This window comes from Parerythrobacter aurantius, assembly GCF_045291475.1.
Lineage (GTDB): Bacteria > Pseudomonadota > Alphaproteobacteria > Sphingomonadales > Sphingomonadaceae > Parerythrobacter > Parerythrobacter aurantius.
On record NZ_CP147985.1, the window covers coordinates 2,244,819 to 2,271,535 of the forward strand.

26 protein-coding genes are annotated in these 26,717 nt (G+C 65.0%); 17 read left to right on the forward strand and 9 right to left on the reverse strand.

Going from position 1 to position 26,717, the window contains the following annotated elements:
* Positions 1 to 23 precede the first annotated feature (23 nt).
* Together WAB17_RS11210 and purF are read right to left on the reverse strand one after the other, a co-directional pair.
* A complete protein-coding gene (locus WAB17_RS11210; protein ID WP_435417431.1) occupies positions 24 to 737 on the reverse strand; it encodes an SDR family NAD(P)-dependent oxidoreductase in 714 nt (237 codons plus the stop codon).
* The gene (purF, locus tag WAB17_RS11215) at positions 738 to 2,210 is read right to left on the reverse strand and encodes an amidophosphoribosyltransferase (RefSeq protein ID WP_435417432.1); all 1,473 of its coding nucleotides are present in this window, start codon (positions 2,208 to 2,210) and stop codon (positions 738 to 740) included.
* 173 nt (positions 2,211 to 2,383) lie between these two features.
* On the opposite strand from purF, the gene WAB17_RS11220 reads away from it, so the two are divergent.
* The 10 genes from WAB17_RS11220 to WAB17_RS11265 all read left to right on the forward strand — a co-directional run bounded on the left by WAB17_RS11220 (position 2,384) and on the right by WAB17_RS11265 (position 12,232).
* Positions 2,384 to 3,616: a lipoprotein-releasing ABC transporter permease subunit gene (locus tag WAB17_RS11220; protein ID WP_435417433.1), complete on the forward strand. Its 1,233-nt coding sequence runs from the start codon at positions 2,384 to 2,386 to the stop codon at positions 3,614 to 3,616.
* Entirely contained in the window at positions 3,609 to 4,295 is a 687-nt protein-coding gene (locus WAB17_RS11225; RefSeq protein WP_435417434.1) for an ABC transporter ATP-binding protein, read from the forward strand. The genes WAB17_RS11220 and WAB17_RS11225 overlap by 8 nt, the downstream gene beginning before the upstream one ends.
* A 48-nt stretch (positions 4,296 to 4,343) precedes the next feature.
* Complete coding sequence (locus WAB17_RS11230) at positions 4,344 to 4,610, forward strand: hypothetical protein (protein ID WP_435417435.1); 267 nt, start codon at positions 4,344 to 4,346, stop codon at positions 4,608 to 4,610.
* 85 nt (positions 4,611 to 4,695) lie between these two features.
* On the forward strand, positions 4,696 to 5,175 hold the full coding sequence (locus WAB17_RS11235; protein WP_435417436.1) for a glutathione peroxidase: 480 nt from the start codon (positions 4,696 to 4,698) through the stop codon (positions 5,173 to 5,175).
* A 31-nt stretch (positions 5,176 to 5,206) separates the two neighbouring features.
* The gene (locus WAB17_RS11240) at positions 5,207 to 5,548 is read left to right on the forward strand and encodes a hypothetical protein (protein WP_435417437.1); all 342 of its coding nucleotides are present in this window, start codon (positions 5,207 to 5,209) and stop codon (positions 5,546 to 5,548) included.
* 66 nt (positions 5,549 to 5,614) lie between these two features.
* Positions 5,615 to 9,109 carry a DNA polymerase III subunit alpha gene (dnaE, locus tag WAB17_RS11245; protein WP_435417438.1) on the forward strand — a complete coding sequence of 1,165 codons (3,495 nt, stop codon included), beginning with the start codon at positions 5,615 to 5,617 and terminating at the stop codon, positions 9,107 to 9,109.
* A 76-nt stretch (positions 9,110 to 9,185) separates the two neighbouring features.
* Positions 9,186 to 10,781, forward strand: coding sequence for a long-chain fatty acid--CoA ligase (locus WAB17_RS11250; protein ID WP_435417439.1), 1,596 nt, complete (start codon positions 9,186 to 9,188; stop codon positions 10,779 to 10,781).
* A complete protein-coding gene (locus WAB17_RS11255; RefSeq protein WP_435417440.1) occupies positions 10,774 to 11,316 on the forward strand; it encodes an N-acetyltransferase family protein in 543 nt (180 codons plus the stop codon). Before WAB17_RS11250 ends, WAB17_RS11255 begins: the two co-directional genes overlap by 8 nt.
* Positions 11,313 to 11,780 carry a DUF411 domain-containing protein gene (locus tag WAB17_RS11260; RefSeq protein ID WP_435417441.1) on the forward strand — a complete coding sequence of 156 codons (468 nt, stop codon included), beginning with the start codon at positions 11,313 to 11,315 and terminating at the stop codon, positions 11,778 to 11,780. Before WAB17_RS11255 ends, WAB17_RS11260 begins: the two co-directional genes overlap by 4 nt.
* 20 nt (positions 11,781 to 11,800) lie before the next feature.
* A complete protein-coding gene (locus WAB17_RS11265) occupies positions 11,801 to 12,232 on the forward strand; it encodes a DUF1330 domain-containing protein (RefSeq protein WP_435419376.1) in 432 nt (143 codons plus the stop codon).
* Position 12,233: 1 nt separating this feature from the next.
* Here WAB17_RS11265 and WAB17_RS11270 read toward each other — a convergent pair whose 3' ends face one another.
* From WAB17_RS11270 to WAB17_RS11290, 5 genes are read right to left on the reverse strand one after another with little or no spacing between them, the layout of a single operon-like run.
* Positions 12,234 to 12,833: a hypothetical protein gene (locus tag WAB17_RS11270; RefSeq protein ID WP_435417442.1), complete on the reverse strand. Its 600-nt coding sequence runs from the start codon at positions 12,831 to 12,833 to the stop codon at positions 12,234 to 12,236.
* A 36-nt stretch (positions 12,834 to 12,869) separates the two neighbouring features.
* Entirely contained in the window at positions 12,870 to 13,973 is a 1,104-nt protein-coding gene (locus tag WAB17_RS11275) for a PA0069 family radical SAM protein (RefSeq protein WP_435417443.1), read from the reverse strand.
* A 21-nt stretch (positions 13,974 to 13,994) separates the two neighbouring features.
* Entirely contained in the window at positions 13,995 to 14,522 is a 528-nt protein-coding gene (gene moaB, locus WAB17_RS11280; protein WP_435419377.1) for a molybdenum cofactor biosynthesis protein B, read from the reverse strand.
* Positions 14,522 to 16,285 carry a lytic transglycosylase domain-containing protein gene (locus WAB17_RS11285; protein ID WP_435417444.1) on the reverse strand — a complete coding sequence of 588 codons (1,764 nt, stop codon included), beginning with the start codon at positions 16,283 to 16,285 and terminating at the stop codon, positions 14,522 to 14,524. The genes moaB and WAB17_RS11285 overlap by 1 nt, the downstream gene beginning before the upstream one ends.
* A gap of 22 nt (positions 16,286 to 16,307) precedes the next feature.
* Positions 16,308 to 17,105, reverse strand: a complete 798-nt coding sequence (locus WAB17_RS11290; protein ID WP_435417445.1) for a hypothetical protein — start codon at positions 17,103 to 17,105, stop codon at positions 16,308 to 16,310.
* Between the two features lie 89 nt (positions 17,106 to 17,194).
* On the opposite strand from WAB17_RS11290, the gene WAB17_RS11295 reads away from it, so the two are divergent.
* The 7 genes from WAB17_RS11295 (at position 17,195) to WAB17_RS11325 (ending at position 25,237) form a co-directional block, all read left to right on the forward strand.
* Positions 17,195 to 18,841: an electron transfer flavoprotein-ubiquinone oxidoreductase gene (locus WAB17_RS11295; protein ID WP_435417446.1), complete on the forward strand. Its 1,647-nt coding sequence runs from the start codon at positions 17,195 to 17,197 to the stop codon at positions 18,839 to 18,841.
* Positions 18,842 to 18,870: 29 nt separating this feature from the next.
* The gene (locus WAB17_RS11300; protein ID WP_435417447.1) at positions 18,871 to 19,668 is read left to right on the forward strand and encodes a 4-(cytidine 5'-diphospho)-2-C-methyl-D-erythritol kinase; all 798 of its coding nucleotides are present in this window, start codon (positions 18,871 to 18,873) and stop codon (positions 19,666 to 19,668) included.
* Between the two features lie 117 nt (positions 19,669 to 19,785).
* Positions 19,786 to 20,508 (forward strand): N-formylglutamate amidohydrolase, encoded by a 723-nt coding sequence (locus WAB17_RS11305; protein WP_435417448.1) that lies wholly within the window; start codon positions 19,786 to 19,788, stop codon positions 20,506 to 20,508.
* Positions 20,509 to 20,586: 78 nt separating this feature from the next.
* On the forward strand, positions 20,587 to 22,308 hold the full coding sequence (gene ilvD, locus WAB17_RS11310) for a dihydroxy-acid dehydratase (protein WP_435417449.1): 1,722 nt from the start codon (positions 20,587 to 20,589) through the stop codon (positions 22,306 to 22,308).
* The gene (locus tag WAB17_RS11315) at positions 22,295 to 22,651 is read left to right on the forward strand and encodes a hypothetical protein (protein ID WP_435417450.1); all 357 of its coding nucleotides are present in this window, start codon (positions 22,295 to 22,297) and stop codon (positions 22,649 to 22,651) included. Before ilvD ends, WAB17_RS11315 begins: the two co-directional genes overlap by 14 nt.
* On the forward strand, positions 22,641 to 24,044 hold the full coding sequence (locus WAB17_RS11320) for an NAD(P)H-hydrate epimerase (RefSeq protein ID WP_435417451.1): 1,404 nt from the start codon (positions 22,641 to 22,643) through the stop codon (positions 24,042 to 24,044). The genes WAB17_RS11315 and WAB17_RS11320 overlap by 11 nt, the downstream gene beginning before the upstream one ends.
* Positions 24,041 to 25,237 (forward strand): class I SAM-dependent RNA methyltransferase, encoded by a 1,197-nt coding sequence (locus tag WAB17_RS11325; RefSeq protein ID WP_435417452.1) that lies wholly within the window; start codon positions 24,041 to 24,043, stop codon positions 25,235 to 25,237. Before WAB17_RS11320 ends, WAB17_RS11325 begins: the two co-directional genes overlap by 4 nt.
* Here WAB17_RS11325 and WAB17_RS11330 read toward each other — a convergent pair whose 3' ends face one another.
* Both WAB17_RS11330 and WAB17_RS11335 read right to left on the reverse strand, forming a co-directional pair.
* A complete protein-coding gene (locus tag WAB17_RS11330; RefSeq protein WP_435417453.1) occupies positions 25,238 to 26,017 on the reverse strand; it encodes a hydrolase 1, exosortase A system-associated in 780 nt (259 codons plus the stop codon).
* The gene (locus WAB17_RS11335) at positions 26,014 to 26,709 is read right to left on the reverse strand and encodes a hypothetical protein (protein WP_435417454.1); all 696 of its coding nucleotides are present in this window, start codon (positions 26,707 to 26,709) and stop codon (positions 26,014 to 26,016) included. The genes WAB17_RS11330 and WAB17_RS11335 overlap by 4 nt, the downstream gene beginning before the upstream one ends.
* Positions 26,710 to 26,717: the final 8 nt, after the last annotated feature.

Genomic DNA, 26,717 nt, shown 5'->3' on the forward strand with positions numbered 1-26,717 from the left:
TAATAAACGAAAGTTAAGGCAAATTAACCAAGCCGGGCGCGGTGGCCGGTCTCGAACCCCTGTTCGAGCAGCGCGACAAGCGCTGCCGCCACGTCTTCGGGCGGTTTGACCGAACCGGGATCCTCGCCCGGATAGGCCTTGGCTCGCATCGCTGTGCGGGTTGCGCCGGGATCGATGACCGCCACCCGGACATTGCCGATCTTCTCGACCTCGCGCGCATAGCTTTCGAGCAGGTTCTCGAACGCCGCCTTGCTGGCGCCATAGGCCGACCAATAGGCCCGCGGCGTTGCGCCGACGCTGCTGGTCAGGCCGATCACCTTGCCCGCTTCGGCCCGCTTGAGCATGGAATCGAAATTGGCGAGCAGGGCCTGGGTGGCAAGAACATTGGTCGTCAGCGCCTGGTTGAACTGCTTGGGCTCAATCTGCGTAACCGGTGTCAGGGTCGGCAGGTAAGCTGCGGAAATAACGAGGAAATCGAGCGCGTCCCAGCGACTTCTCAGCGCTGTCGCGAGGCGGGCCACACCATCGGACTCCGTCAGGTCCACCGGCGCGATAGTGGATGTGCCGCCAGCCGCATGGATGGCATCCTCGACGTCCTCGAGGCCGCGCACGTCGCGCGCCGTCAGGACGACATGGGCGCCGGCCGCGGCAAGCGCCTTGGCTGTTGCGGCACCAATCCCCTTGGACGCGCCAGTGACCAGGGCAAGTCTGCCCAAAAATGGTTTGGTTTCAGACATTCAGGCGACTTTGTTGACAGGGAATGGCAATTGATCTGCGGTATCCCTGCGCTGTGCTAGGTCGGTCAGCGAGGTGGGATACTCGCCGGTGAAGCAGGCGTCGCAGAATTTGGGGCACTTGGCGTTGCGCGGTTTCTCGCCAACGGCGCGATACAGCCCGTCGATCGACACGAAGGCCAGGCTGTCGGCCTTGATGAAATCGCGCATGGGTTCAAGCTCCATGCGTGCGGCGAGCAGCTTGCTGCGCTCCGGCGTATCGACGCCATAGAAACAGCTGTGCGCGGTCGGCGGGCTGGCGACGCGGAAGTGGACTTCGCGCGCACCGGCGTCGCGCATCATCTCGACGATCTGCAGCGAAGTGGTTCCACGCACGATGCTGTCGTCGATGAGGACGATCCGCTTGCCTTCAACCATGGCGCGGTTGGCATTGTGCTTGCGCTTGACCCCGGCATGGCGGGCGCCATCGCTCGGCTGGATGAAGGTCCGGCCGACGTAATGCGACCGGATGATCCCCAGTTCGAAGGGAATGCCCGACTGCTGGGCATAGCCGATGGCGGCAGGAACGCCGCTGTCGGGCACGGGGACCACCAGATCGGCTTCGCACGGGCTTTCCAGCGCCAGTTCGCGCCCGATGGCCTTGCGCGCCTCGTAGATGCTGCGCCCGTCGAAGATCGAATCGGGGCGGCTGAAATAGACGTGTTCGAAGATGCAGGGCCGCGCGTCCGTCTTGCCGAAGGGATGGTAGCTCGAAATACGCCCGTCCTGCCGGACTTCGACGATTTCGCCGGGCTCGATCTCGCGTTCGAAGGTCGCGCCGACCACATCGAGGGCAACGGTCTCGCTGGCGAAAACGACGGCGTCGCCGATACGGCCCATCACCAGCGGCCGGATACCCAGCGGATCGCGGCAGGCGATCATGCGCTTGGGCGTCATGCAGATCAGCGAATAGGCACCTTCGACCAGCCGCAACGCGTCGACAAACCTGTCGAGAAGGGTGGGGTAGCGACTGGTAGCGATCAGGTGGATGATGACTTCCGTGTCCGAAGACGACTGGAAGATGGCGCCCTTTTCGACCAGTTCCTGGCGCAGGTGCATGGCGTTGGAGATGTTGCCGTTGTGCGCGACCGAGAAGCCGCCCCGGGCCAGGTCGGCAAACAGCGGCTGGACATTGCGCAATCCCGCTCCGCCGGTGGTGGAATAGCGCACATGGCCCGATGCCATGCGCCCCGGCAGTTCGTCGATCAGCGTGCGTTCGGAGAACACTTGCGCCACGTGGCCGAGGCCGCGGCGGGCGAAGAATTCGGCCCCGTCCCAGCTCACTATGCCGCAGGCCTCCTGCCCGCGATGCTGCAGCGCGTGCAGGCCCAGCGCGGTCATCGCCGCGGCTTCGGAAGTGCCGATAACGCCGAAAACGCCGCATTCTTCGCGCAGCTTGTCGCCGTTTTCGTCGTAGAAGGGATGGGTCGTGATCATAGAGTGGCGCCTGCTGCCTCCCCGCCGCGCGCCTCCAATGGCGATGTTACCGGCCGATTACAAGAGCGCGATTGACGCTCATCCATGAGACAGGTGCAACCGTGCCAAATCCATTGCGCAGCCGCCCTGGCGACTCTAGGAGGCTGGCACAGTCAATCGACCCGGAAACCCTCTTGCTCCTTAGCCCCTTCGAATGGACCATTGCCAAGCGCTACCTCCTGCCCGGCAGGGGCGAGGCGTTCATCGCGCTCGTCGCTGGAATCAGCGTCGGTGTGGTCATGCTCTCGGTAGCCTTGCTGGTTGTCGTGATGAGCGTCATGAACGGCTTTCGCGCCGAGCTGTTCGACAAGATCGTCGGCGTCAACGGGCACGCGATCGTGCAGATCTACGGCGAGGACTGGCGCGACGCGCTTGAGGTCGTCGAGCGGACGCCCGGAGTGACCGAGGCCAGCCCGCTGATCGAACAGCCGCTGCTTGCCACCTTCAATGGCCGGGTCGAGGCGATATTCGTGCGCGGCAATACCCAGGAAGACATTGCGAAGCTTGGTGACAAGGTCGTGCAGGGCGACCTTCGCCGCCTGCAACCAGATGCCGGTGTAGTGGCTATCGGCGCCCGGCTGGCCGAGAACATCGGCGTTCGGGTGGGCGATACCATCACCATCATCAATCCGGCCGGCCGCAGCACGCCTTTCGGCACTGTCCCCCGCCAGATCGGTTACGAGGTCGCGGCGATCTTCGAGGTCGGTCTGTACGATTACGACCAGGCTTTCGTCGTGATGCCGATCCCCGACGCGCAGACGCTGCTGCTGACGGGCGACACCATCGGCATGATCGAGGTGAAGACCGACGATCCCGACAATGTCGAGGAAATCATGCTGCCGGTCGCGAGGCAGCTTTCCGGCCGCGCGGATGTGCGCACCTGGCAACAGATCAACAGCGCCATCTTCGAAGCGCTGGAAGTCGAACGCGTCGCCATGTTCTTCGCGCTGAGCTTCATGGTGCTGGTGGCGGCTTTCAACATCCTGTCCAGCCTGGTGATGCTGGTCCGCGCCAAGACCCGTGACATCGCGATTATGCGAACCATGGGAGCGACGCGCAAGTCGCTGATGAAGATCTTCGTCACCACAGGCTTCACTGTCGGCGCACTCGGTACCATCGCCGGGCTCATCCTGGGGTCGATCATTCTCTATTTCCGCGAGCCGATCGTGCGCTTCATCTCGTTCGTCACCGGCCAGGACCTGTGGAACCCGCAGGTACGGTTCCTTTCGACCCTGCCGGCGCGCGCCGATCCGGTGGAGATCGTCGGCATCGTCGTCCTTGCCTTGGTGCTCAGTTTCCTGGCGACGCTGTATCCGGCGGCCAAGGCTTCCGGGACCGATCCGGTACAGGTGCTGCGTTATGAATAGGCAGTCGATGCAACCGGTCGTCGAATTGCGCGGCGTCACCCGCAGTTTCGAACAGGGGGGCGTGCGGATCGACGTGCTTCGCGGCGTTAACCTGGCGGTGCAGCCCGGCGAGATCGTCGCTTTGCTCGGCCCGTCGGGGTCGGGCAAGTCGACCATGCTGCAGGCGGTCGGCCTGCTCGAAGGCGGCTTCGGCGGCGAGATCATCATTGCCGGCACTGCTGCGGAAAAGTCCGACTCGGGTGCCCGAACGGCGCTGCGGCGCGACCACATCGGTTTCGTGTACCAGTTCCATCATCTCCTGCCCGACTTCAATGCGCTGGAAAACGTCGTGCTGCCGCAGATGATCGCGGGCAAGAGCCGCGAGGATGCGGAGGCGAGGGCGCAGGAATTGCTGACCACGCTCGGCCTCGGCGAGCGGCTCGACCATCGACCGAGCCAGCTTTCCGGCGGGGAACAGCAGCGCGTCGCCGTGGCCCGCGGGCTCGCGAACAAGCCCGACCTGGTGCTGGCGGACGAGCCGACCGGAAACCTTGACGAGCAAACCGCGGACCGCGTGCTCGATGCCTTCCTCAAACTGGTGAGGGGTGAGGGCAGCGCCGCCCTGATCGCGACCCATAACGAGCGATTGGCGGCCAAGATGGACCGGATCGTCCGCTTGCATGACGGCGTGCTGCAATAGCCGGACCCATCTCTCCCACCGCGCGTTGAGCGGGAAAAGGAGAGCATTATGTCCGACCATCCAACAGCCTTCGGCGACGCGCCGGCAACCTCCGATAGCATCGATTGGGATGACCGCGCCTCACTTCACCGGGCAGGTGACGATTCGGGACTGCTGGCCGGGGCGACCCCGCTGCGTCGCGGCACGTTTGGCGAACTGGCCAATGACCTGATGGCAATGCCCGAGGAAAAACGCCGGGAGTACGTTATCAGCAAGGCCGGGGATCGCAGCTATTCAGCCGGCGAGATCGCCGCCCTGATTGCCGACCGGCGATAATCGGCCCCGGGGGTCCGCGAGAGGCTCGACTATCAGGGACATTCGTGAAAGAGGGTCTCCTCGCCCATCGCAAGGACGCACCGCCATGACCACCATTGCCGACTTCACCGTCAACACCAATCGCGGCGAACCGCTCGACCTGTCGGAAAAGAAGGGCAAGGTCCTGCTGGTGGTCAACACCGCCAGCAAATGCGGTTTCACGCCGCAGTACGACGGGCTGGAGGCACTATACCAAAAGTTCAGGGACCGCGGCTTCGAGGTGCTGGGCTTCCCTTGCAACCAGTTCGGCGGTCAGGAACCGGGCAATGCCGAAGAAATCGAGCAATTCTGCAAGATCAATTTCGGCGTGACATTCCCGCTGATGGAAAAGGTCGACGTCAACGGCCCTGACGCTTCGCCTGTGTTTGACTGGATGAAGGGAGAGGCCAAGGGGCTGATGGGTTCGACCGGGATCAAGTGGAACTTCACCAAATTCCTGATCGACCGCGAAGGCAATGTGGTGAAGCGTTTCGCTCCGCAGGATTCGCCCGCCAGCCTCGAAAAGCACATCGAGAAGCTGCTGTAACCCCTTCGCGGCAAGGACCGAAAACCCAGCCATGCTAGCCGATCTCAATCAGTGGTTCCTGTCGCTCGGCGCCGAATATGGCGTGAACCCCTACGTCTTCGGTGCGATTTATGTCGGGGCGATACCGTTCTTCCTCGCCTCGATTGCGTGGCTGGTGCGTCGGGCCCGGGCTGGGCGCTCGACTGTGGTGCCGACCCTGTGCGCCGGGCTCTGCTTCGTCTCGGCCTATCTCTACCTCGCCGTGGCGGGGCGTAATATTCCGATCTGGGTGTGGATCTTCCTCGGAGTTCTGGTGGTCTACGGCGCGTGGTCGACCATTCGCGACACCCGCAAGAAGATCGCGGCGGCAAAGGCCGAGGAAGGCTTGCTGTAACGCCTTTCCCCTTTCTTATCCCCAAGCCGCAATTGCGAATCCGCCCGCGATACCCATAGTGCGGGCATGGCTTTCGCTCCCTTCGTCCCGCTGCGCGTGCTGTCGAGCTATTCGATGCTCGAAGGGGCGATCGACCCCAAGGCACTGGCAAAGCTGGCGAAGGAGCGCGGCTTTCCCGCCATCGCTATCTGCGATCGCAACGGGCTTTATGGCTCGGTCGCCTTCGCCGGGGCCTGCAAGGATGAGGGCATCCAGCCGATCATCGGCGCGCTGGTGGGCGTGGCCCGGCCCGCTTCGGACCAGATCGACAGCCTGCCGCTGTTTGCGCAGGATGAGGCCGGGTACCTCAACCTGTGCCATCTGGTCAGCAAGGCGCACCTCGATCGTCCGGTCGAGCTTCCACCGCATGTGCAGCTCGAGGATTTCGCCGGGCATACCGATGGCCTGATTGCGCTGACCGGCGCGAGCGAAGGCGGGCTCACGCGGCTGCTTGCCGATGGACAGCACGATCACGCCGTGCGCTATGCCGAGCGGCTTGAGGCTCTTTTCCCGGGCCGACTTTACGTCGAGCTGGCGCGGCGCGGCAACCAGGTCGAGGCCGATGCGGAAGAGGCGCTGATCGAGCTCGCCTATGCGCGCGACCTGCCTCTGGTGGCGACCAATCCGGCCAATTTCGCCGAGCCGCATTTCCACAAGGCGCATGACGCGATGCTGTGCATCGCCGGTGGCTACAAGCTTGACGAGGACCAGCGGCCACGCACTGACCGCGAGGCGTGGGTCAAGTCGGCGCGGATGATGGGGGAGATATTCTCCGACATCCCCGAGGCGACCGCCAATACGCTCGTCATCGCCCAGCGCTGCGCCTATGCGCCGCCCTATCGCAAGCCCATCCTGCCTAGCCTCGCGGGCGACCTCGAAGGCGAGGAGCGGATGCTGCGCGAACAGGCGACGGCGGGCCTGGCGAAGCGGCTGGAGCCCTGCGAGGACCTGGCTGAAGCTGATCGCGAGGCATATTTCCAGCGGCTCGACTACGAAATCGGCATCATCAACCGGATGGGTTTTCCCGGCTACTTCCTGATCGTGGCCGACTTTATCCAGTGGGCCAAGGACAACGGGATTCCGGTGGGGCCGGGGCGCGGTTCGGGTGCAGGATCGCTCGTCGCCTGGGCGCTGACCATCACCGATCTCGATCCGATCCGGCTGGGGCTGCTGTTCGAACGCTTCCTCAACCCCGAACGCGTGTCCATGCCGGACTTCGACATCGACTTCTGCGAAACTCGGCGCGGCGAAGTGATCCGCTACGTCCAGCAGCGCTATGGCCATGACAAGGTCGCGCAGATCATTACCTTCGGCAAGCTCAAGGCCCGTGCGGTGCTGCGCGATGTGGGCCGCATCGCCGACTATGGCTACAACCGCACCGACCGGCTCTGCAAGATGGTGCCCAACCACCCGACAGATCCCTGGACCCTGCCGCGCGCGCTCAACGGGTCTTCCGAGTTCAAGGCGGAGTACGACAACGACAACGATACCAGGGCGCTGATCGACCTCGCGATGCAACTCGAAGGGTTGCCGCGCAACAGCTCGACCCATGCTGCGGGTGTGGTGATCGGGGACCGGCCGCTGAGCGAGCTGGTCCCGCTCTACCGCGATCCCCGGTCCGACATGCCGGTGACCCAGTTCGACATGAAATACGTCGAAAGCTCGGGCCTGGTGAAATTCGACTTCCTCGGCCTGAAGACCCTGTCCGTGCTGCAGAAAGCCGTCGACCTGCTGGCCAGGCGTGGTATCCAGGTCGATCTAGGAGCGCTCGCCTGGGACGATCCGGCGGTCTACGAACTGCTCAAGTCGGGCAACACCGTGGGCGTGTTCCAGCTGGAATCGGAAGGCATGCGCCGCACGCTGACAGCGGTGAAGCCGACCAAGTTCGAAGACATCATCGCGCTTGTCTCGCTCTATCGGCCGGGCCCGATGGACAACATCCCGCTGTTCGGCAAGCGCAAGGCCGGTGTCGAACCGATCGTCTATCCGCACCCCAAGCTGGAGGAGATCCTCGCCGAAACCTACGGCATCTTCGTCTACCAGGAACAGGTGATGCAGGCGGCGCAGATCCTCGCCGGCTATTCGCTCGGCGATGCGGACCTGCTGCGCCGCGCCATGGGCAAAAAGAACCAGGCCGAGATGGACCAGCAGCGCGCCCGGTTCGTCGAAGGCTGCGGCACCGTGTCCGGCATCGACGCTGTGAAAGCGAGCGAGCTGTTCGACTTGATCGACAAGTTCGCCGGCTATGGCTTCAACAAGTCGCACGCCGCCGCCTATGCGCTGCTCGCCTATCAGACCGCATGGCTGAAGGCGCATTATCCGGAAGAATTCTACGCCGCGTCGATGTGCTTCGACATGCACCAGTCGGAAAAACTGAGCGTTTTCGTCGATGACGCGCGTCGCTATCCGCTGATTGAGGGTGGTGTCGTCGTCGCGCCGCCGGATATCAATTACTCGGAAGCCGAGTTCACCGTCGAACGGACCGAAGATGGCTATGCCGTGCGCTACGCGCTCGCCGGCATTCGCAATGTCGGCGAGAAGGCGATGGCGGCGATCGTGTCCGAACGCGAAGCGGCAGGCCCCTTCGCCAGCCTCGCCGACCTGTTCGAACGCTTGCCGCAAGGGGCAATGAATTCGCGCCAGCTCGAGGCGCTGATCGCAGCAGGCGCACTCGACAGTCTCGAGCCGAACCGCGGGCTTCTGGCTGCCAATGTCGATCTGCTGCTCGCCACCGCCGATGCGGCCCTGCGCGAGCGGACCAGCGGGCAGGAGGCACTGTTCGGGGCGGACGAGCTCGGCACGGGCGATACGCTGCGCCTGAAGGAAGCGGACGATTGGGACCGCGCCACCCGCATGGCCAAGGAGCGCGAGAATTTCGGCTTCTATTTCTCCGCCCATCCGGTCGAAAGCTATCGCGACGTTGCCAGCGCCAATGGCGCGCGGTCCTACGCCTCGGTGATGGAGAGCGGTGCGCCCGCCGGCGGGCGCGGCAAGGCGATAATGGCGGCGATGGTTGAGAAGGTGAACATCGGGACCACTCGGCGAGGGGCGCAGTTTGTGCGCGCCGACTTCTCCGACAGCTCGGGCCAGTTCAGCGCCGCCTGTTTCGAGGATTCGCTGGTCGAGAATTTCCGCAAATGGGCCGAGGCCGGCACCTGCGTTCTGCTGACCGTCGAACTCGACTCGCCGTCCGCCGACGAACCGCCGCGGATAACCGTGCGGGGCGCGAAACCGCTCGACGCCGTAGCGGGGAGCCAGCGGATGCTGCTGACGCTCGATGTCGAAAGCCAGCTGGCGCTGGGCGAGCTCGAACTCGCGCTCCAGCCCGGCGAGGTGGGGCACGGCGAAGTGCAGGTGCGGCTCAACCTGGGTGAGGGCGAGCATTGCCTGATGCGGTTGGGCCATGATTTCCGGCTCGACGGAAAGCTCGCCGAACAGTTGCAGTCGATCGAGGGCATCGGCAACGTCAACCTGATCCCGAAAACCGGTCCGCAGGGACGCCGTTTCAGCCGGGCGGCCTGACACGCACGATTCGGGCTTGCGAGGCACCGAATTCCCTCACATTCTCCGCTCAAACACAATTTCGAGAGGAGAGAGCATGCTCGGAGCCATGCAAGACTGGACCATGCGCGTCACCAATGTGATCGATCACGCGGCGCGCGAGGCGGGGACTCGCGAGATCGTCAGCCGCTGGGCCGACGGCAGTGAAACCCGCACCGATTGGGCGGGCATCCGCACCGATGCGCTGAAGATGGCGCAGGCTTTGCTCGCACTTGGCCTGAAAAAGGGCGACAAGGTCGCCAGCATGGCGATGAACCACTCGCGCCATCTGGTCAGCTGGTACGGCGTCGCCGGGATGGGCGGGGTGCTGCACACGGTCAATCCGCGCCTGTTTGACGACCAGCTCGAATACATCGTCAATCACGCCGAAGACCGGGTGATGATCTACGATGCGGCGTTCCAGCCGATCGTCGATCGGATGAAGGAGCGCTGGACCACGGTCGAGCACTACATCTGCTTCGATTCGGGTGGGCACGCACCGCATTTCGAAGACTGGATCGGAGCGCAGGACGGCGACTTCGAATGGGTCAGGGGCGACGAGCGCGACCCCTGCATGATCTGCTACACCAGCGGCACCACGGGCAACCCGAAGGGCGTGCAGTACGAACACCGCTCGACCCTGCTCCACGCCATGGCGGGCCTGCAGACGACGGCGTTCAACTTCGCCCCCTCCAGCGTGATGCTGCCGGTCGTGCCGATGTTCCATGCCGCGAGTTGGGGCCTGCCCTATTCGGGCGGCATGGCGGGCATCAAGTTCGTCTTCAGCGCGGTCAACGATCCGGCGGTGCTTCACGAACTGATGATGCGCGAAGGCGTGACGGACAGCGCCGGCGTGCCGACGGTGTGGCTGGCGCATTTCCAGTATTGCGACGCGCAGGGCATCGACCTGCCGCCACTGAAGGCCGCGACCATCGGCGGCTCGGCTGCGCCCAAGTTCATGATCGAGCGGCTGATGAAGAACGGCACCCGTGTCCAGCACGCTTGGGGCATGACTGAAACTTCGCCCATCGGCACCGTCGGCGGGCCGACTGCCGACTGGGACAGCCTCAGCTTCGAGGAAAAGGTCGCCAAGACGATGAAGCAGGGCCGCCCGATCTTCGGGGTGGAACTGCGCACCGTCAGCCTCGACGACATGATGACCGAACTTCCCCGCGACGGCGAGACTTCGGGTGCGCTGCAGATTCGCGGACCGTGGGTGCTGAAGCGCTATTTCAAGGCCGAACAGGACGCGACCAACAACGAAGGCTGGTTCGACACCGGCGATGTCGGCGTCATCCATCCCGATGGCACGCTGCAACTGACCGACCGGACCAAAGACGTGATCAAGTCCGGCGGCGAATGGATCAGCTCCGTCGAGCTGGAAAACGCCGCCGTCGGCCACCCGGCCGTGGCCGAGGCCGCCTGTGTCGGCATGCCGCACCCTAAGTGGGACGAGCGCCCCGTGTTGTTCGTGGTCAAGAAGCAGGGCACGGATTGCAGTGCCGATGACATTATCGACCATCTCAAGCCGCTGATCGCCAAGTGGTGGCTGCCCGATGCGGTCGAGTTCGTCGACGACATTCCGCACACCGCCACCGGCAAGATCAGCAAGAAGGACCTGCGGGACCGGTTTGCGGATTACACGCTTGGCTGAGCTGCACATCCGACCCGCGCGTCCCGATGATGCGCGGGTCGTCTGTGCCATCTACGATTACCACGTCGCCCACGGCACCGCGTCTTTCGACAGCGAAGGGCCGAGCGAGGCCGATTGGGCGACCAAGATTGCGGACATTGCCGGACACGGCTGGCCCTTCATCGTCGCAGAGCGTGAGGGCGACGTGCTGGCCTATGCCTATGCGACCCAGTTCCGTCCACGCGCGGCCTATGCGCGGACCTGCGAGAACAGCATCTACGTAGCCGACGCGGCACGTGGCAGCGGCGTGGGATCGCTACTGCTCGGGCAGCTCATCCATGATGCACGGACGGCCGGATTTGAACAGATGATCGCGGTGATCGGTGGCGGTGAACCGGCCTCGGTGGCGCTGCATGCCAAGCTCGGCTTCGTCCATGCGGGCCGGATGCGCAATGTCGGCTTCAAATTCGGGCGCAGGCTCGATACGGTGTATATGCAACGCAGCCTCATCGAAGGCGAACGCTACGAACACTTCAATCCGGACGCACAGACATGATGTTTTCTCCCCGCCTCGCCAGCGTGTTTGCCCCCATCGCCCTGATGGCCTGTGCTCAGGCCGTCTCAGCAAGCGTACTTGAAGTGGCCAAGACACCTTGGTGCGGGTGCTGCACGGCATGGATCGAACGAATGCAGCAGGCCGGCTTCACCATGAAGGTTCGCGAAGTGGAGGATACCAGCCCGGTTGCGGCGGCAGCGGGCGTGCCGGCCAATCTCCGCTCGTGCCACACCACCATGGTCGAAGGCTATGTCATCGAAGGCCATGTCCCGGCCGAGGATATCCGGCGCCTGCTGGCGGAGCGGCCCGATGCGGTGGGGCTTGCCGTTCCCGGGATGCCGCTGGGCTCCCCCGGCATGGAGGCAGGGGGCCGCAAGGATCGCTACCAGACGGTTCTCATCATGCGCGACGGCAGGCACAAGGTCTGGGCCACGCACGGACTGGCACCGGCCGGGCAAGAATGACGAACAGGGGAGGGGAAGCCATGGACGAGACCTATATCGACCCGAGCCCGGCCAATTTCGCCGCCTTCAAGGCACTGCCGCGCGACGAGCCGATCCACATGCTCAACCTGCTGCGCTATCGCGAACTGGCGGAATACCCCGAGGGGCACGAGCATCACGGAAACGGCTGGAGCGGCCGCCGCGCCTACGAGGAATACGGCAGGACCAGCGGCCCGATTTTTCGCCGTGTCGGCGGCAGCATCGTCTGGCGCGGTGCCTTCCAGACGATGGTGACTGGTCCGGAAGATATCCGCTGGGACGACGGGTTCGTAGCGCAATATCCGGGCAGCGGCGCGTTTTTCGAGATGATCAAGGACTCCGACTACCAGCTCGCCGTGGTCAACCGCACGGCTGCCTTGGCCGACAGCCGTCTGGTGCGGTTCAAGCCCGGAAGCACGGGCGAGGGGTTCTGAATTAGCTGATGCCGATTTCTAAGACCGGGATTCCGCCCGGAAACTCTGGAATGTTATAATCCGGGTGATAGCTAAGCAGTAGAAATGCCCGATCGATATTTTTTGCCTCGATCTGCAGACTTATGAACGCAGAGGACGCAATTTCCAAGGTAATCAAAGGCTCGTCGGTCGCGATGGCTAACATCATCTCATCATATTGATCTCGACAAGCTGCAAGTTTGGCATCTTTGTCCATAATCCGCTTTTTTAGGTCGTTCGCGAGCCGGGTAGAGTCCCAAGACGCCCACGGAACATGGCCACCTCCATTCGATTTGGCGTATCGCGCTCCTTCAGCGGTTTTCGCATCGACGAGTTCAGTCACCTCTATTCCGATCAGGCGCTGGTCCGCTAATCGCATTACAGCGTCAGGTGGATCACTCTCGACTGGGCTCAAATACTCAATCGCAGCATTTTCAGAGAAACTAAGGTATTTTGCTAGCGCTTCGGCTACTCCTAGTTCTTGCTGCTGTCTGTCGGGAGCCCATTCCCAATAGCTTGCATAACCTCGTGATCCTTCAATCGCTGCTTGCAGTTGGCGCGCCAAATCCTCGTCGTCATCCACGAATAGCTCTTCCATTTGTCAGAACGATTGTGTCTCTTACAGCAACCGCATCTGCCCTCCTACCTCGGGCTTCCGGAAGCGCGTCGTATCGAGTTCGAACTTCGCCTTGCCAATCCCCGCGCGTTTGCTGGCGAGGGCGAAGCGGGCGCGGAAGAGGTCGGCCCACACGCCGCTCGGGCGAAGGCGGGTGAAGAAATCCGGATCGTTGTCCTTGCCGCCGCGGATCGAGCGGACGATGCTCATCACCTTGCCGGCCCGGTCGGGGTAGTGCACCTGTAGCCATTCGCGGAACAGCGGGGCGACTTCGTGCGGCAGGCGCAGCGGGATCCAGCCGACGGAGCCAACACCGAGCGCGGCGGCGCGCTGGACGATTTCTTCCATGAATTCGTCGGTAATGGCCGGGATGATCGGCGCGACCGAACAATGCACCGGCACCCCCGCCTCGGCCAACTTGCCCAAGGCTGCCAACCGCTTGGCCGGGGCCGCCGCGCGCGGCTCGAGCTTGCCCGACAGCACGGGGTCGAGCGAGGTTACCGAAATCGCCACCGCCACCAGTCGCAGGCGCGCCAGTTCCTCGAGCAGGTCGAGATCGGCCAGCACCCGGTCCGACTTGGTGGTGATCGTCACCGGATGGCGCGCGTCGAGGCACACTTCAAGCACTTCCCGCGTAATACGATAGCGGCTCTCGATCGGCTGGTAGGGATCGGTATTGGTTCCCATGGCGATCGGCCTGGGCTTGTAGTTCGGCTTCGCCAGCGTCTTGCGCAGCAGCTCGGCGGCATCGGGCTTTGCGAACAGCTTTGTCTCGAAATCGAGCCCCGGCGACAGGTCGTGATAGGCGTGGGTCGGCCGGGCGAAACAATAGACACACCCGTGCTCGCATCCGCGATAGGCATTGATCGAGCGGTCGAAGAAGATGTCGGGCGACTGGTTGAAGCTGAGGATCGACTTCGGGTGTTCCTCGGTCACCTGGGTCCGCAGCTTGGGCGGGGTTCCGTCGAGCGCCAGCATATGGTCGCGCCAGTCGCCGTCGACCTCGCGCGTGGCAAGGCCGAAGCGGGTCGGTACATTGTCCGACTGCGCGCCGCGCCCGGCAACCGGCTTTTCGCGAGTCTGTTCCACCCGGCAAGGGTAGAACATAAATAGAACAAAGGAAAGGTCTCAGCGCTCCCGCAGGCGCGGCATCAGCTCGACGAAGTTGCAGGGCTTGTGCCGGCTGTCGAGTTGGTAGTGGAGAATTCCGTCCCAGCCATCCTTCACAGCTCCGTTCGATCCGGGCAGGGCGAATATGTAGGTTCCCCGCGCCACCACGGCACAGGCGCGCGACTGCAGGGCGCTGGTGCCGATCTTCTCGTAGCTGATCATCCGGAACAACTCGCCGAAGCCGGGAATGTCCTTGCTCTTGAGGCGGTCTAGCGCTTCCGGCGTGACATCGCGCCCCGTCAGCCCCGTGCCGCCGGTGGTGATGATGACGTCGATCAGCTCGTCCTCGATCCAGCGGTGGAGATGGGCGGCGATTTCCTCGACGCTGTCATGGCTGATCTCGCGGCTGACGAGTTCGTGGCCCTTGGCGAGGATCCGTTCCTGCAGGATGTCGCCCGAGGTGTCGTCCGCCAGCGAACGGGTATCGGAAATCGTCAGCAAGGCGATGCGGACCGGTTTGAAGGGCAGGCTTTCGTCGATACCCATCATTGCGCCCGCGCCACGAGCACACCGCTGCCGCCGGTGATGCCCGGGAATGTCGGCCATTTGCCTTCGGCCAGCGCCTTGCGACTGGAACTGTCGGCGTCGGCCTGGCGTTCGTACATCCAGTAGTTGCGCATGACGATCGCGACATAGCCGCGCGTTTCCCAGTACGGGATGCTTTCCATGTAGAGCAGCGCATCACCCTGGTCGTTCACTTCGCTGTTCCAGCGCGAGATCGGGCTGAGGCCCGCATTGTAGGCCGCCATGATCTTGGGCAGGAGCCCCTGCGTTGCCGCGCTGTCGCGCAGCATCTGCAGGTGGCGCTGACCGAACGCGAGATTGACCTCGGGCTTGGCGAGGTCGCTGGCACTGCCCCTTACGCCGAGCCGGGCGGCATGGTCCTGCGCCGCGGCAGGCATGATCTGCATGAGGCCGCGGGCACCTGCCGGGCTGACCGCCTTGGTCTGGAAGACTGATTCCTGCAGCGTATGGGCATAGGCCAGGGCCGGATCGACCTGCCAGCCATCGATGGGTTTCCATTTCGGGGCAGGGAATCGCAGCGCGGGTTCCTGCTTGCCGCCGCGCGGTACGTTGTGCGCCATCCACAACTGCGTGGACGGCAGGCCAAGTTCGCGAGCCAGGCGCGAAAGCGCGTCGAATTCGCCGGGGTTGCCGATCCGCGCTTCGTGGCGGAGGATTTCGTCCGACAGGTCGTCACGGCCGATTTCGGCCAGGGCAACAGCGGCGCGGACATTGTCGTTGACGCGCAGGCGCTGCCAGTCATCGGGCGACAGGTCCGGTGTGCCGCCGCGGTCGGAAAGCTTCTGGCCGAGTTGTTCGCGCGCCAGCATCCCGTAAAGCGTCTCGTCCATGCGCGCGGCCCCGCGCAATTGTTCGGATGCCTTTTCGGGCTCGCGGCAGCGGACCAGCGCGCGACTGGCCCAATAGTGCGCGGCAGCCCCCAGTTCGGGGTTTGCGGCCAGCGATGCGGCGCGGCGGAAGCTGTCGGCGGCCTCGCGGCAATCGCCGAGGCGCCACGCGGCAAGGCCTGCGACCCATTCGCCTTCGGCGACCCAGCTACCGGAACCGCCTTCGCCGACCGTGCGCGCGATGCCGAGTGCGGCCGCGTCCTGGTTCTCGATATAGTAGCTCCAGGCGACCCGCTGGCGCCATTCGGCCCGTGCCTCGGAGCTGAGCGATGCGTCGATCCCGTCGAGCAGCAGCCGGGCCCCGTCGGGATCGTCGTTCTTGATCCGCTCGAGGATGGCGCTGCGGATGGAACCCGGCATGGTTCCGTCCTGGACGGTGCTGGGAGAGATACGCTTGGTAATATAGGGCTGGCGGACGAAGCCCTGTTCTTCGGGCAAATAGGGTGCGGCAAGAAGGCCGCGCTTCATGCCGAGGCTCGCGATCTGTTCCGCCATGGGAAGGCGGCTTCCCTGCGCCAGCCACGCTTGGATCTGCGGCAGTTCCACCTTCGGGCTGTTGGCATGCAGGTAGAATTCGGCCAGCGCGACCTGATGCAGCGGACCGTCGGGCCGGTCGCGCAGCAGCGTCCGCACGGCATCCCACCGTTCATCGTCGATCGCCCCGAACAGGTCGCGGTAATAGGCTTTGTCACCGTTGCTGAGCAGTTCTGGAATGTTGTTGCGTTCCGCCCGGGCACGGAAATACTCGGCGGCCGAGGAATTGGCGAGGACCGGGGCAGGGGCTGACAACCCCGCTGCGAGCAGAGCCATCGTCGAGATCGCGAAACTGCGGATCATGCGTTTCCCACCCATGCCAAATCTATCCGTCCGAAAATTCGAGCCACTGCTGCCAGAACCTGGCGCGAAACCCGCCGCGCCGCGCCAGGTTGGCCAGGCCCCGCGCGGGCAGCAACGGAATGTGTCCGCCCTCATGGTTAAATCTTCGTAAAAATGGATGCTCTTGCGCCGGTTCGTGCGGGAAAAGCGTCAGGATGTCCTGCCCGAACACAATCAGTCGCTGCGGGCGTGCGAGGCCGATATGATGGGCCAGCAAGGCGCCGTATCCGGCGGCGTCGACTTCAGCCCAGTCTGGCTGCAGCGTATGGCGCGGCAGGACGGAAGCGAAATAGGTTTCGCTCTCGGCCAGTCCGGCGGCTCGCAGGAAGCCTGCCAGCAATGCCCCATGCGGACCGGCCAGCAAGACATCGCCATCGCCTTCCTCGGGCTGGGCCACCACCACCATGAGTGCCGCACCGCCATGGCCGCGCGGCGGGACCCGGGGAAAGGCACCGGCAGGTGAAAAATTTTCTTCCTCCATCCACCATTGCCGGAAGACGGCCAGATCGGCAGGCCAGGACGTTGCATCTCCCGGCACCTTTGCCAGCCCTGCCAACGCGGTACCGGGCATTTGCGGTGGCGGTGCCGCGGGCTTTTGCGGCGGAGCGACAGCAGGCTTTGCCGTAGCGGCCGCGGGTTCCGGTTCCGGTGTCGACTGGTCCTGTTCGATGAACCAGCCGCTGGCCTCGTCCCGTGCATCGACCTCGACCCCAGCCAATCGCCACCAGTCGATGGCGCCGGCGATATCTTCAGCGGAAACGAGGGGAGATTGCGCGATCATGGCGTTCCGCAGGTCTTGACCTGCAAGGCCCCAGCAATCAAGGCTTCAGGCGCAATTTCTCCCGACCAAAGAGGGCCAGGACAAAGACCATGAGCGAACGTGAATCGATGCCGTGCGATGTTGTGATCGTTGGCGGAGGCCCGGCCGGCCTCGCCGCAGCGATCCGCCTGAAGCAGATCAACGACAGCCTCGAAGTCATTGTGCTCGAAAAAGGCTCGGAGATCGGGGCGCACATCCTCTCGGGCGCGGTGGTCGATCCCAAGGCCCTCGACGAACTACTCCCCGAATGGCGCGACACCTGCTCGCTTGCCAAGACACCGGTGACCGACAACTGGCACTGGGTGCTGAGCAAGGGCGGGAAGACCAGCCTGCCGCACATCATGATGCCGCCCTTTATGTCCAACAACGGCTGCTACACCGGTTCGCTCGGCAATCTCTGCCGCTGGCTAGCCGAACAGGCCGAGGCGCTGGGGGTAATGGTCTTCCCCGGCTTCCCCGCCGCCGAAGTGATCGTGGGCGATGACGGCGCGGTGAAGGGCGTCATCACGCAGGACATGGGCATAGCTGCCGACGGCAGCCACAAGGGCGATTACCAGCCGGGCATGGAAATCCACGCCAAGTACACCTTCTTCGCCGAGGGCGCGCGCGGCCATCTGACCAAGCAGATGAAGGCGAAGTACGACCTTGAGGCGAACTGCGAGCCGCAGGTCTATGGCCTCGGCATCAAGGAACTGTGGGACATCGATCCCGACAAGCACGTGCCGGGCCGCGTGATCCACACCCAGGGCTGGCCGCTGAGCGAGAGCAATAGCTGGGGCGGGGGCTTCCTCTACCACCAGGTCAATGGCCAGGTCGCATTGGGCTTCGTCACTGCGCTCGATTACGCCAACCCTTGGGTCAGCCCCTACCAGGAATTCCAGCGCTGGAAGCAGCACCCGGCGATCCGCGAATATCTCGAAGGCGGCAAGCGCGTGGCCTATGGCGCGCGCGCGATCAACGAAGGCGGGTGGCAGTCGGTGCCGAAACTTGCCTTTGCCGGCGGCGCGCTGATCGGCTGCGCCGCGGGCTTCGTCAACGTGCCCCGCATCAAGGGCAGCCACACCGCGATGAAGAGCGGCATGCTCGCAGCCGAAGCCGCCGCCGCCGCCATCGCGGCAAAGCGCGCCAATGACGAACTGGCCGATTACGAGGCGAACCTGCGCGAAAGCTGGATCGCAAAGGAATTGAAGCTGGTCCAGAACGCCCAGCCGGCGGTCGCCAAGTTCGGCGGCGATATTGGCACCGTGCTGGCCGGCATAGACATGTGGATGCGCACGCTCAGGATCGGCCTGCCGATCGCGATGAAGCACGAGCCGGACTACAGCTACACCGGCCGCGCCGACCTGTTCCGCAAGATCGACTATCCCAAGCCCGACGGCGAGATCACTTTCGACCGCCTGACCAACGTCGCCTACAGCTACACCAACCATGCCGAGGACCAGCCCGTCCATCTGCAGGTTGCGGACCTCGAATTGCAAAAGGTGAGCGAACTGGGCGTCTATGGCGGCCCCTCGGCGCGGTACTGCCCGGCAGGGGTCTACGAATGGCTGGTGGACGAAGCAACCGGAGCGCCGAAGTACCAGATCAACAGCCAGAACTGCGTCCACTGCAAGACCTGCGACATCAAGGACCCCAACCAGAACATCAACTGGGTGACTCCGGAAGGCGGCGGCGGGCCGAACTATCCGAATATGTGACGCCGCTCGGGCGAAACCTGAGGGTTGCAGTGCACGCTACCGCATATGCCAAGATCAACCTCGCGCTGCATGTTCGCAGGCGCCGCGAGGATGGGTATCACGAGCTTGAGACCCTGTTCGCCTTCGTCGATGCAGGCGATGTGCTGACGGCGGAGCCTGCCGCGCAAGACAGCGTCACCACGCTGGGCGAGTTTGCAGGCGTGCTCGACAATCCCTTCGACAACCTCCTCGCCCGCGCGCTGAATGCCCTGCCGCGACCGCAGGGCCTCGCCGTGACATTGGAAAAGAACCTCCCCGTGGCGGCTGGTCTCGGGGGCGGGTCGGCGGATGCGGGGGCGATGTTCCGGATCGTCGAGGTGCTTCACGGCTTGCCGGACGACTGGCAGGCGCGTGCCGCAAAGCTCGGCGCGGATGTGCCGGCCTGCGTCCTCAGCCGCACCCATATCGGCCTTGGCACCGGCACCGAGCAGCTTGCGGTCGAGGACGACCTCGCCGGAACGCCCGTCCTGCTGGTCAACCCGCGCGTGCCGCTTTCCACCGGCCCGGTGTTCAAGGCATGGGATGGCGAGGACAGGGGGGCGCTGCCGCAAGGCCCCGCGTCCAAAATCGCGAGGGAAGGGCGCAACGATCTCGAAGCCCCCGCCATTTCGCTCTGTCCAGTGATCGGCGATGTGCTGGCGGCACTCGAAGCCACCGCACCGTGGCTGGCACGCATGTCCGGCTCGGGCGCGACCTGCTTTGCGCTCTACGACACGCCCGAGGCTCGGGACGCGGCGGCGGCCGCGATGCCTGCCGGGTGGTGGACGATGGCGGGGCGGCTGCGGTGAGTTTCCAAAAACCCGTTCGTGCTGAGCTTGTCGAAGCATTGTCCTTCTTGCGATTGTGCGCTTGGCATCAAAACGAGTGCGGCCCTTCGACAAGCTCAGGGCGAACGGAGGTGGGGCATGAGTGAAGCCTACCGCCAGCTCGGCACGCCAACCCTTGGCGGGATCGTCTGCACCGCTGACCATGCCTCGAACCACGTGCCCGCCGATATTGATCTCGGCATCCCCGCGCACCTGCTCGGCGAACACATCGCTGTCGACATTGGCACCGAAGCCATCGCCGAACTGCTGGCACGTGAATACGCGATCCCCGCGCACATCGCCGCCGTCGGCCGCCTTGTGTGCGACCTGAACCGCGAGGAGACCGCCCCCGGCCTTGTCCCCGAAGCCAGCGACGGGCACCCGATCCCCGGCAATGTCGGCGCGGACAGGGAAGCGCGGCTGGCCCGCTTCCATCGCCCCTATCACACCGCGCTGGCCGCATGGTTGGCCGCAAGCGAACCGGCGCTGATCCTTTCGCTCCACAGCTTCACTCCGCGCCTCGAGACCTCCGACGCAACCCGCCCGTGGCAGGTGGGGGTGCTCTACAATACCGACGACCGCGCGGCGCAGATCGCCATTCAGCTGCTGGAGGCGGAGGGCCTGATGGTTGGCGACAACCTTCCCTATTCGGGCCGTGACCTCAATTACACGATGAACCGCCATGCCGAGGCCGAGGGGCGCGCCTATCTTGGGCTCGAAATCCGGCAGGATCTCATCGCCACCGATACGGCACAAGTCCACTGGGCGGGGCTGGTTGCCCGGCTCGTGCAGCGAACGGCGGCCTTGCTCAAGAGTGGCTAGGGCCGATTAAAGCCGGTGTGTGCTTGAAATCGCACCCCAAGACGGCGAAAGCTGCCGTCAACGGGAGGAATTCCAGGCGTGACCCATTCATTTGACAAGTCCAGGTTGCCAAGCCGCCACGTTTCGGTCGGTCCCGAGCGGGCGCCGCACCGGTCCTATTACTATGCCATGGGCCTGACCGAAGAAGAGATCGCCCGCCCCTTCGTCGGGGTCGTGAGCGCGGGCAACGATAGCGCGCCCTGCAACACCACGCTCGATGCCCAGGCCGATATCGCAAGGCGCGGGGTCGAGGAAGGCGGCGGCATGCCCCGGCGCTTCAACACCATCACCGTGACCGACGGTATCGCCATGGGCCACCAGGGCATGAAGAGCTCGCTCGTCAGCCGCGAGGTCATCGCGGACTCGATCGAACTATCGGTTCGCGGGCATTGCTACGACGCGCTGGTCGGGTTCGCCGGCTGCGACAAGAGCCTGCCGGGTATGATGATGGCCATGCTGCGCCTCAATATCCCCTCGATCTTCGTCTATGGCGGATCGATCCTGCCGGGTACCTTCCACGGGCGCGACGTGACTGTGGTCGACGTGTTCGAAGCTGTGGGCCAGCACGCGGCAGGCAATTGTCCGTTGCAGGAACTGATCGCGCTGGAAAAGGTCGCCTGCCCCGGCCACGGTGCGTGCGGCGGCCAGTTCACCGCCAATACCATGGCCTGCGTCGGCGAGGCCATCGGCCTGTCCCTGCCCAACAGCAACATGGCGCCCGCGCCCTACCGCTCGCGCGAGGAGATCGCCGTCGCGGCCGGGCGCCAGGTCATGACGCTGCTCGAGAGAAACCTGCGCCCGCGCGATATCTGTACCAAGGCCGCTTTCCAGAATGCGGCAAGGGTCGTCGCGGCAACAGGCGGCTCGACCAATGCCGCGTTGCACCTGCCTGCGATGGCCAACGAATGCGGGATCGATTTCGACCTGTTCGACGTCGCCGAAACCTTTAAGTCGACGCCCTATATCGCGGACCTCAAGCCGGGCGGGAAATATGTCGCCAAGGACATGCACGAGGCAGGCGGGGTGTATATGGCGATGAAGACGCTGCTGGACGGTGGCTTCCTCGACCCAGAGCCTCTGACCGTGACCGGCAAGTCGCTGGGCGAGAACATCGAGGAGATTACCTGGAACCCCGACCAGAAGGTATTCTACGACGTTGCCACCCCGATCACCCCGACGGGCGGCGTGGTTGGGCTCAAGGGCACGCTCGCCCCGCAGGGCGCGATCGTCAAGGTCGCGGGGATGGAACGGCTGCAATTCGCCGGACCGGCCCGTGTCTTCGATTGCGAGGAAGACGCGTTCCGCGCGGTCGAGGACCGCGATATTGCCGAAGGCTGCGTCATCGTGATCCGCTATGAAGGGCCCAAGGGCGGCCCCGGTATGCGCGAGATGCTGTCCACGACCGCGGCGCTTTACGGGCAGGGCATGGGCGAGAAGGTGGCACTCGTCACCGACGGGCGCTTCTCCGGCGCGACCCGCGGTTTCTGCATCGGGCATGTCGGTCCGGAGGCGGCCGATTGCGGGCCGATCGCCCTGGTCGAGAACGGCGACATCATTGCCATTGATGCCGTGGCGGGCACGATCGACTTGCAGGTTGCGCCCGAGGTCCTGACGCAGCGCCGCCTGGCGTGGCAGCCGCGCACCAATGACTACCAGGCGGGGGCGTTGTGGCGCTATGCGCAGAACGTCGGCCCCGCGGTCGGTGGCGCGGTGACCCACCCGGGCGCCAAGGCCGAGCGGCACGTCTATGCGGATATCTAGCGCCCCGGCTCTGGCGCTGTTCCTCGCTGCCTGCTCCGGCGGAGAAAACGAGACTGCGACAGCGGTCGAGGCGGGGGACCAGATGCTCGCCTGCGCGATCGGGCCCGGCAGCCAGTTCAGCGACAGTTGCACACTGCAGAAATTCGAACGCGACGGCGGGACAATCTACCGCGTCAACCAGCCCGGCGGCGGTTTTCGCCTGTTCACACTGGCCGAGGACGGCAGCGGCATGGTTCCGCATGACGGGGCCGAGACGGCCGTGAACCGCCTCGACGGCAACGTGCTGGAGGTCGTGGTCGGGCAGGATCGCTACCGCTTCCCGGCGAAAGCCAGTGCCGAATAGCGAGCGCCTGCGACAGGTGCTGACCGTCGCGCAGATGCAGGCGGCGGAACAGGCGCTCGTCGATGCCGGGACTTCGGTCGAGGAACTGATGCAGCGCGCCGGCAAGGGCGCGGCCGAGTGGGTGTGGCGCATCAGCGGGGGGCGGCCCGTGACCGTGCTGTGCGGCCCCGGCAACAACGGCGGCGACGGCTATGTCATTGCCGCCGAAATCGCCCGGCACGGAGGCACGGTGCGGGTCGTCGCGCCGCTCGCGCCAAAGACCGAAGCCGCGAAGAAAGCGGCCGAGGTTTTCCGCGGCAAGACCGTGTCCGAACCTGCAGGCACCGGCGGCGAAGTGCTGGTCGATTGCCTGTTCGGCAGCGGCCTTTCGCGACCGCTTTCGGCGGAACATCGCGCGCTGCTGCGCCGCTTGCGAATGGAGCACGCGCACAGTGTGGCGATCGATGTGCCGAGCGGGGTCGATGCCGACACCGGCGAATGGCCGGACGGCATGGCGGCGTGGGATTGCACGATCGTCCTTGGCGCTTGGAAGCGGGCGCACTGGACCGGTGAAGCTGCCGCAAATTGCGGGACGCTGCAGCTGGTCGACATCGGCATCGGCGATACGGGGACGGGCGAGCGCGTGTCGGGCAAGCCAAGCTTCGCCAGCCCCGCATGGGATGCCCACAAGTATCGGCGCGGCCTCGTCGGCGTGGTGCCAGGGGCCATGCCGGGCGCGAGCGTGCTAGCCGCGCGGGCGGCAATGGGTGCGGGCGCAGGCTATGTGAAGCTTCTTGCCGACGGGCCGACCGCCGCACCGCCAGCCGACCTGGTGGTGGAGACAGGCGACCTGGCGCGGCTGCTGGATGATGACCGGCTGGGGGCGGTGCTGATCGGCCCGGGGCTGGGGCGTGACGAAGCGGCACGCATCCGCCTTGCTGCGGTTCTTGGTTCCGGCAAGCGGCTGGTCGTCGATGCCGACGCCTTGCACTTGCTCGACGACGACCTGCTCGAAGGCGTGGAGACCTCGCGAGTTGTCGTAACGCCGCATGAAGGCGAACTCGCCAGGCTTTGCGACACCTTCGGTATCGACGCAAAGGGCAAGCGCGAATGCGCCGTCGCGCTCCAGCAGCGCACCGGCCTGACAGTGCTTGCCAAGGGCCCCGATACCCTGCTCGCCCATGCCGGAGGCGTTACCTATTTCCCGCAAGGGTCGAGCTGGCTGTCGGTCGCGGGGAGCGGGGATGTGCTCGCAGGTATTCTCGCCGCGCGGCTAGCGGGCGGTGCGGACCCGGCGACCGCAGCGAGCGAGGCCGTCCATCTGCACCACGAGGCGGCGCGGGCAGCAGGTGCGGCTTTCTCCGCGTCCACTCTGGCGCAAGCCGTTCCGAGCGCCTACGCGGCGCTGTTGTGAGCCTGCCGACCGAGATCGTTCGAATTGCTGCCAAGGGCGACGGTGTGACAGCCGACGGCCGTCACGTGCCCGGCGCGGTACCGGGCGACGCGGTCGGGGACGATGGCACGCTGTTTCCTGGACCGCACCACGTTACGCCGCCCTGCCGGCATTTCGGAGTGTGCGGCGGATGCCAGCTTCAGCACGCCGACGACGCCGCGCTTGCCCGCTTCGTGACTGAACGGGTGGTTCATGCGGCCGAAGGGCAGGGGATTGTCGCTGAAACGGTGGCTCCGGCCCACCTCTCGCCTCCGCACGCCCGCCGCCGGGCAACGCTCCATACCCAGCGGAGGGGCAACGCCGTCCTGCTCGGGTACCGCGAAGCCCGGTCGCACCAGATCGTCGACCTTGGCGAGTGCCCCGTCCTGCGACAGGAATTGTTCGCGCTGGTCGCGCCCTTGCGCACAATGCTGCGGCAGTGGGGCGGCAAGTTCGCTGCGGATATCGAACTTGCACTGGTCGACCAGGGTGTCGTCTGCGGCATCAGGGGCATCCGTGCGGAGGGGCTGGCGCAGACCGAAGCACTGCTCGATTTCGCCCGCGACAATGGGCTGGCCCGGCTGACCGTCGATGACGGTTATGGCCCCGAGACCGTTTGGGAGCCGGAACCGGCGACGATCACTCTGGGCGGCGTAGCGGTTGGTTTTCCGGCCGGCGCGTTCCTGCAGGCAACCGACGATGGCGAAGCGGCGCTGGTCGCTGCGGCGCAGGAATGGCTGTCCGGCATCACACCGGTTGCCGACCTGTTCTCCGGCCTCGGTACCTTTGCGCTGGCTCTTGCGAACCCGGAGAAAGTCTTGGCCGCCGAGGCTGCCCGCGATGCACATCTCGCCTGCCAGTTGGCGGCGCGCCAGTCGGGCAAGCCCGTCTTCGCCCAGCACCGCGACCTGTTCCGCAATCCCTTGCTGGCTGAGGAAGTCGCCAAGTTCGGCGCGATCCTGCTCGATCCTCCACGCGCCGGAGCGCGCGAACAGGTGGAGCAAATCGCGCAAAGCAGCGTGGCCCGCGTCGTCTATATCAGTTGCAACCCCGCGAGCTGGGCCAAGGATGCCAAGCGGCTGGTAGAAGCGGGTTTCACCCTGCAGGAAGTTCGTCCGGTCGGCCAGTTCCGCTGGTCGACGCATGTCGAACTGGCGAGCCTGTTTACCCGCTGATCAGGCGCGCAGGGCTTCCAGGATCTGCTTTTCGAGCCAGGCGCGCGCTTCGGGTTCGACCCAGGCGTGGCTCGCACTCTCGCAGCGCTGGACGCGCTGATCGTCGGCCGGCCAGACGCTGTCGAACACCTGCGCCGTGCGATCCGACAGGGCGAGAACGAACCTAATTTGCCCCTCGAAGTCCGCGATACCGGCTGCCATTCGCTCGGCGAGCCCGGTCGGGACAGGAGCTTCGGTCGTGGAAGCCTTCTTCAGGCCCCTGAACAACTTCACGATATTGACGCCACCGGTCAAAAGTCGCCTGATTTCCTTGGGATCCTTCAGCTTTTGCGCATAACGCGCCCGGACGGCCGCCGCTGGCGGGCTGTCGTCACTGTCGTCCTCAATCGTCCAGGGGTTCGACAGGATCAGGCCGTCGCAGCCGGCACCGCCGGCCAGCATCAGCGCGCTTGCCGCATCGCAATTGCCGAATGCGATCACGCGGACGACCGAGGGGGTCATCGCCTTGAAAGCTTCGACCGCGGCGCGGATATCGCTTTCGCTGCGCTCGAACCCGCGGTTCTCGCCTTCGCTGTCGCCGATCCCGCGCCGGTCGTAGCGGAACACAGGGAAGCCCGCGCGTGCGATCCGTTCGGCCATCGCAGCCTGCCCGCCGAAGGCACCCGAACGCAGCTCGTTGCCGCCGCTGACAATCAACAGGCCGGTGGTGGCAGGCGCGGTGTCGAGCGTGCCTGCCAGCAGGTGCTTGCGGCAGGGAAAGGTGAGGTGAAGGCGGCTCACTCGAACCCTCCCGTGCTATCGATCGCAATGGCGATGATGGCAGCGATCGCGTCAGCCTGTTCCGGATCCTCGTCGGGTTCGGCCCGCAGCCACAGGGGCTTGCCGCCGACGGTGGCCTGATCGATACGGCTGCGCAGCGGGCTCTCTGCCGGCTCGGCCGACTCCAGCTGGGTCACGAGTTCGGGCCCGAGCTTCCAGCCAGCCAGCTCAATCCCGACATTGCGGGCCATGGCCATGAGCTCGTCGCTCGTTTCCTCGCGGTCCGCCTCTTTTGAAGCGATGATGCGCGCCCGGACCATGCCGCGAAGCACCTGCTTGCCACCGAGCGGGGCATAGTCCCACCCGGGCAGGCCGATGGGCACCAGCAGGCAGCCCGCCCGCACGGCAAGGAACCGGGTAGGCTTGAAGTGCGCTACCGCTGCCCGAACGGCTTCGCGCCAGCTATCCATGCTTTGTGCTTCCAGTGCCGCGAGGCTTTCGTTCCAGCCGGGAAGGTCGGGCAGCACGCTGTCAATGCCCGACAGGTCGAGCCGGTGCATCACTTCGACCAGCTGGCGACGCAGCTTGTTGTGTTCGTCGAACAGCGGCGGGATCACCAGCAGGCGGTGCTTGCGGTCCTTGCCCGCGAAGACGCGCGCCATCTCGCCCCGGGAATCGCCGCCGGGCTGCGGGCAGGGCCACTCGGCGAACATGCTGGTGC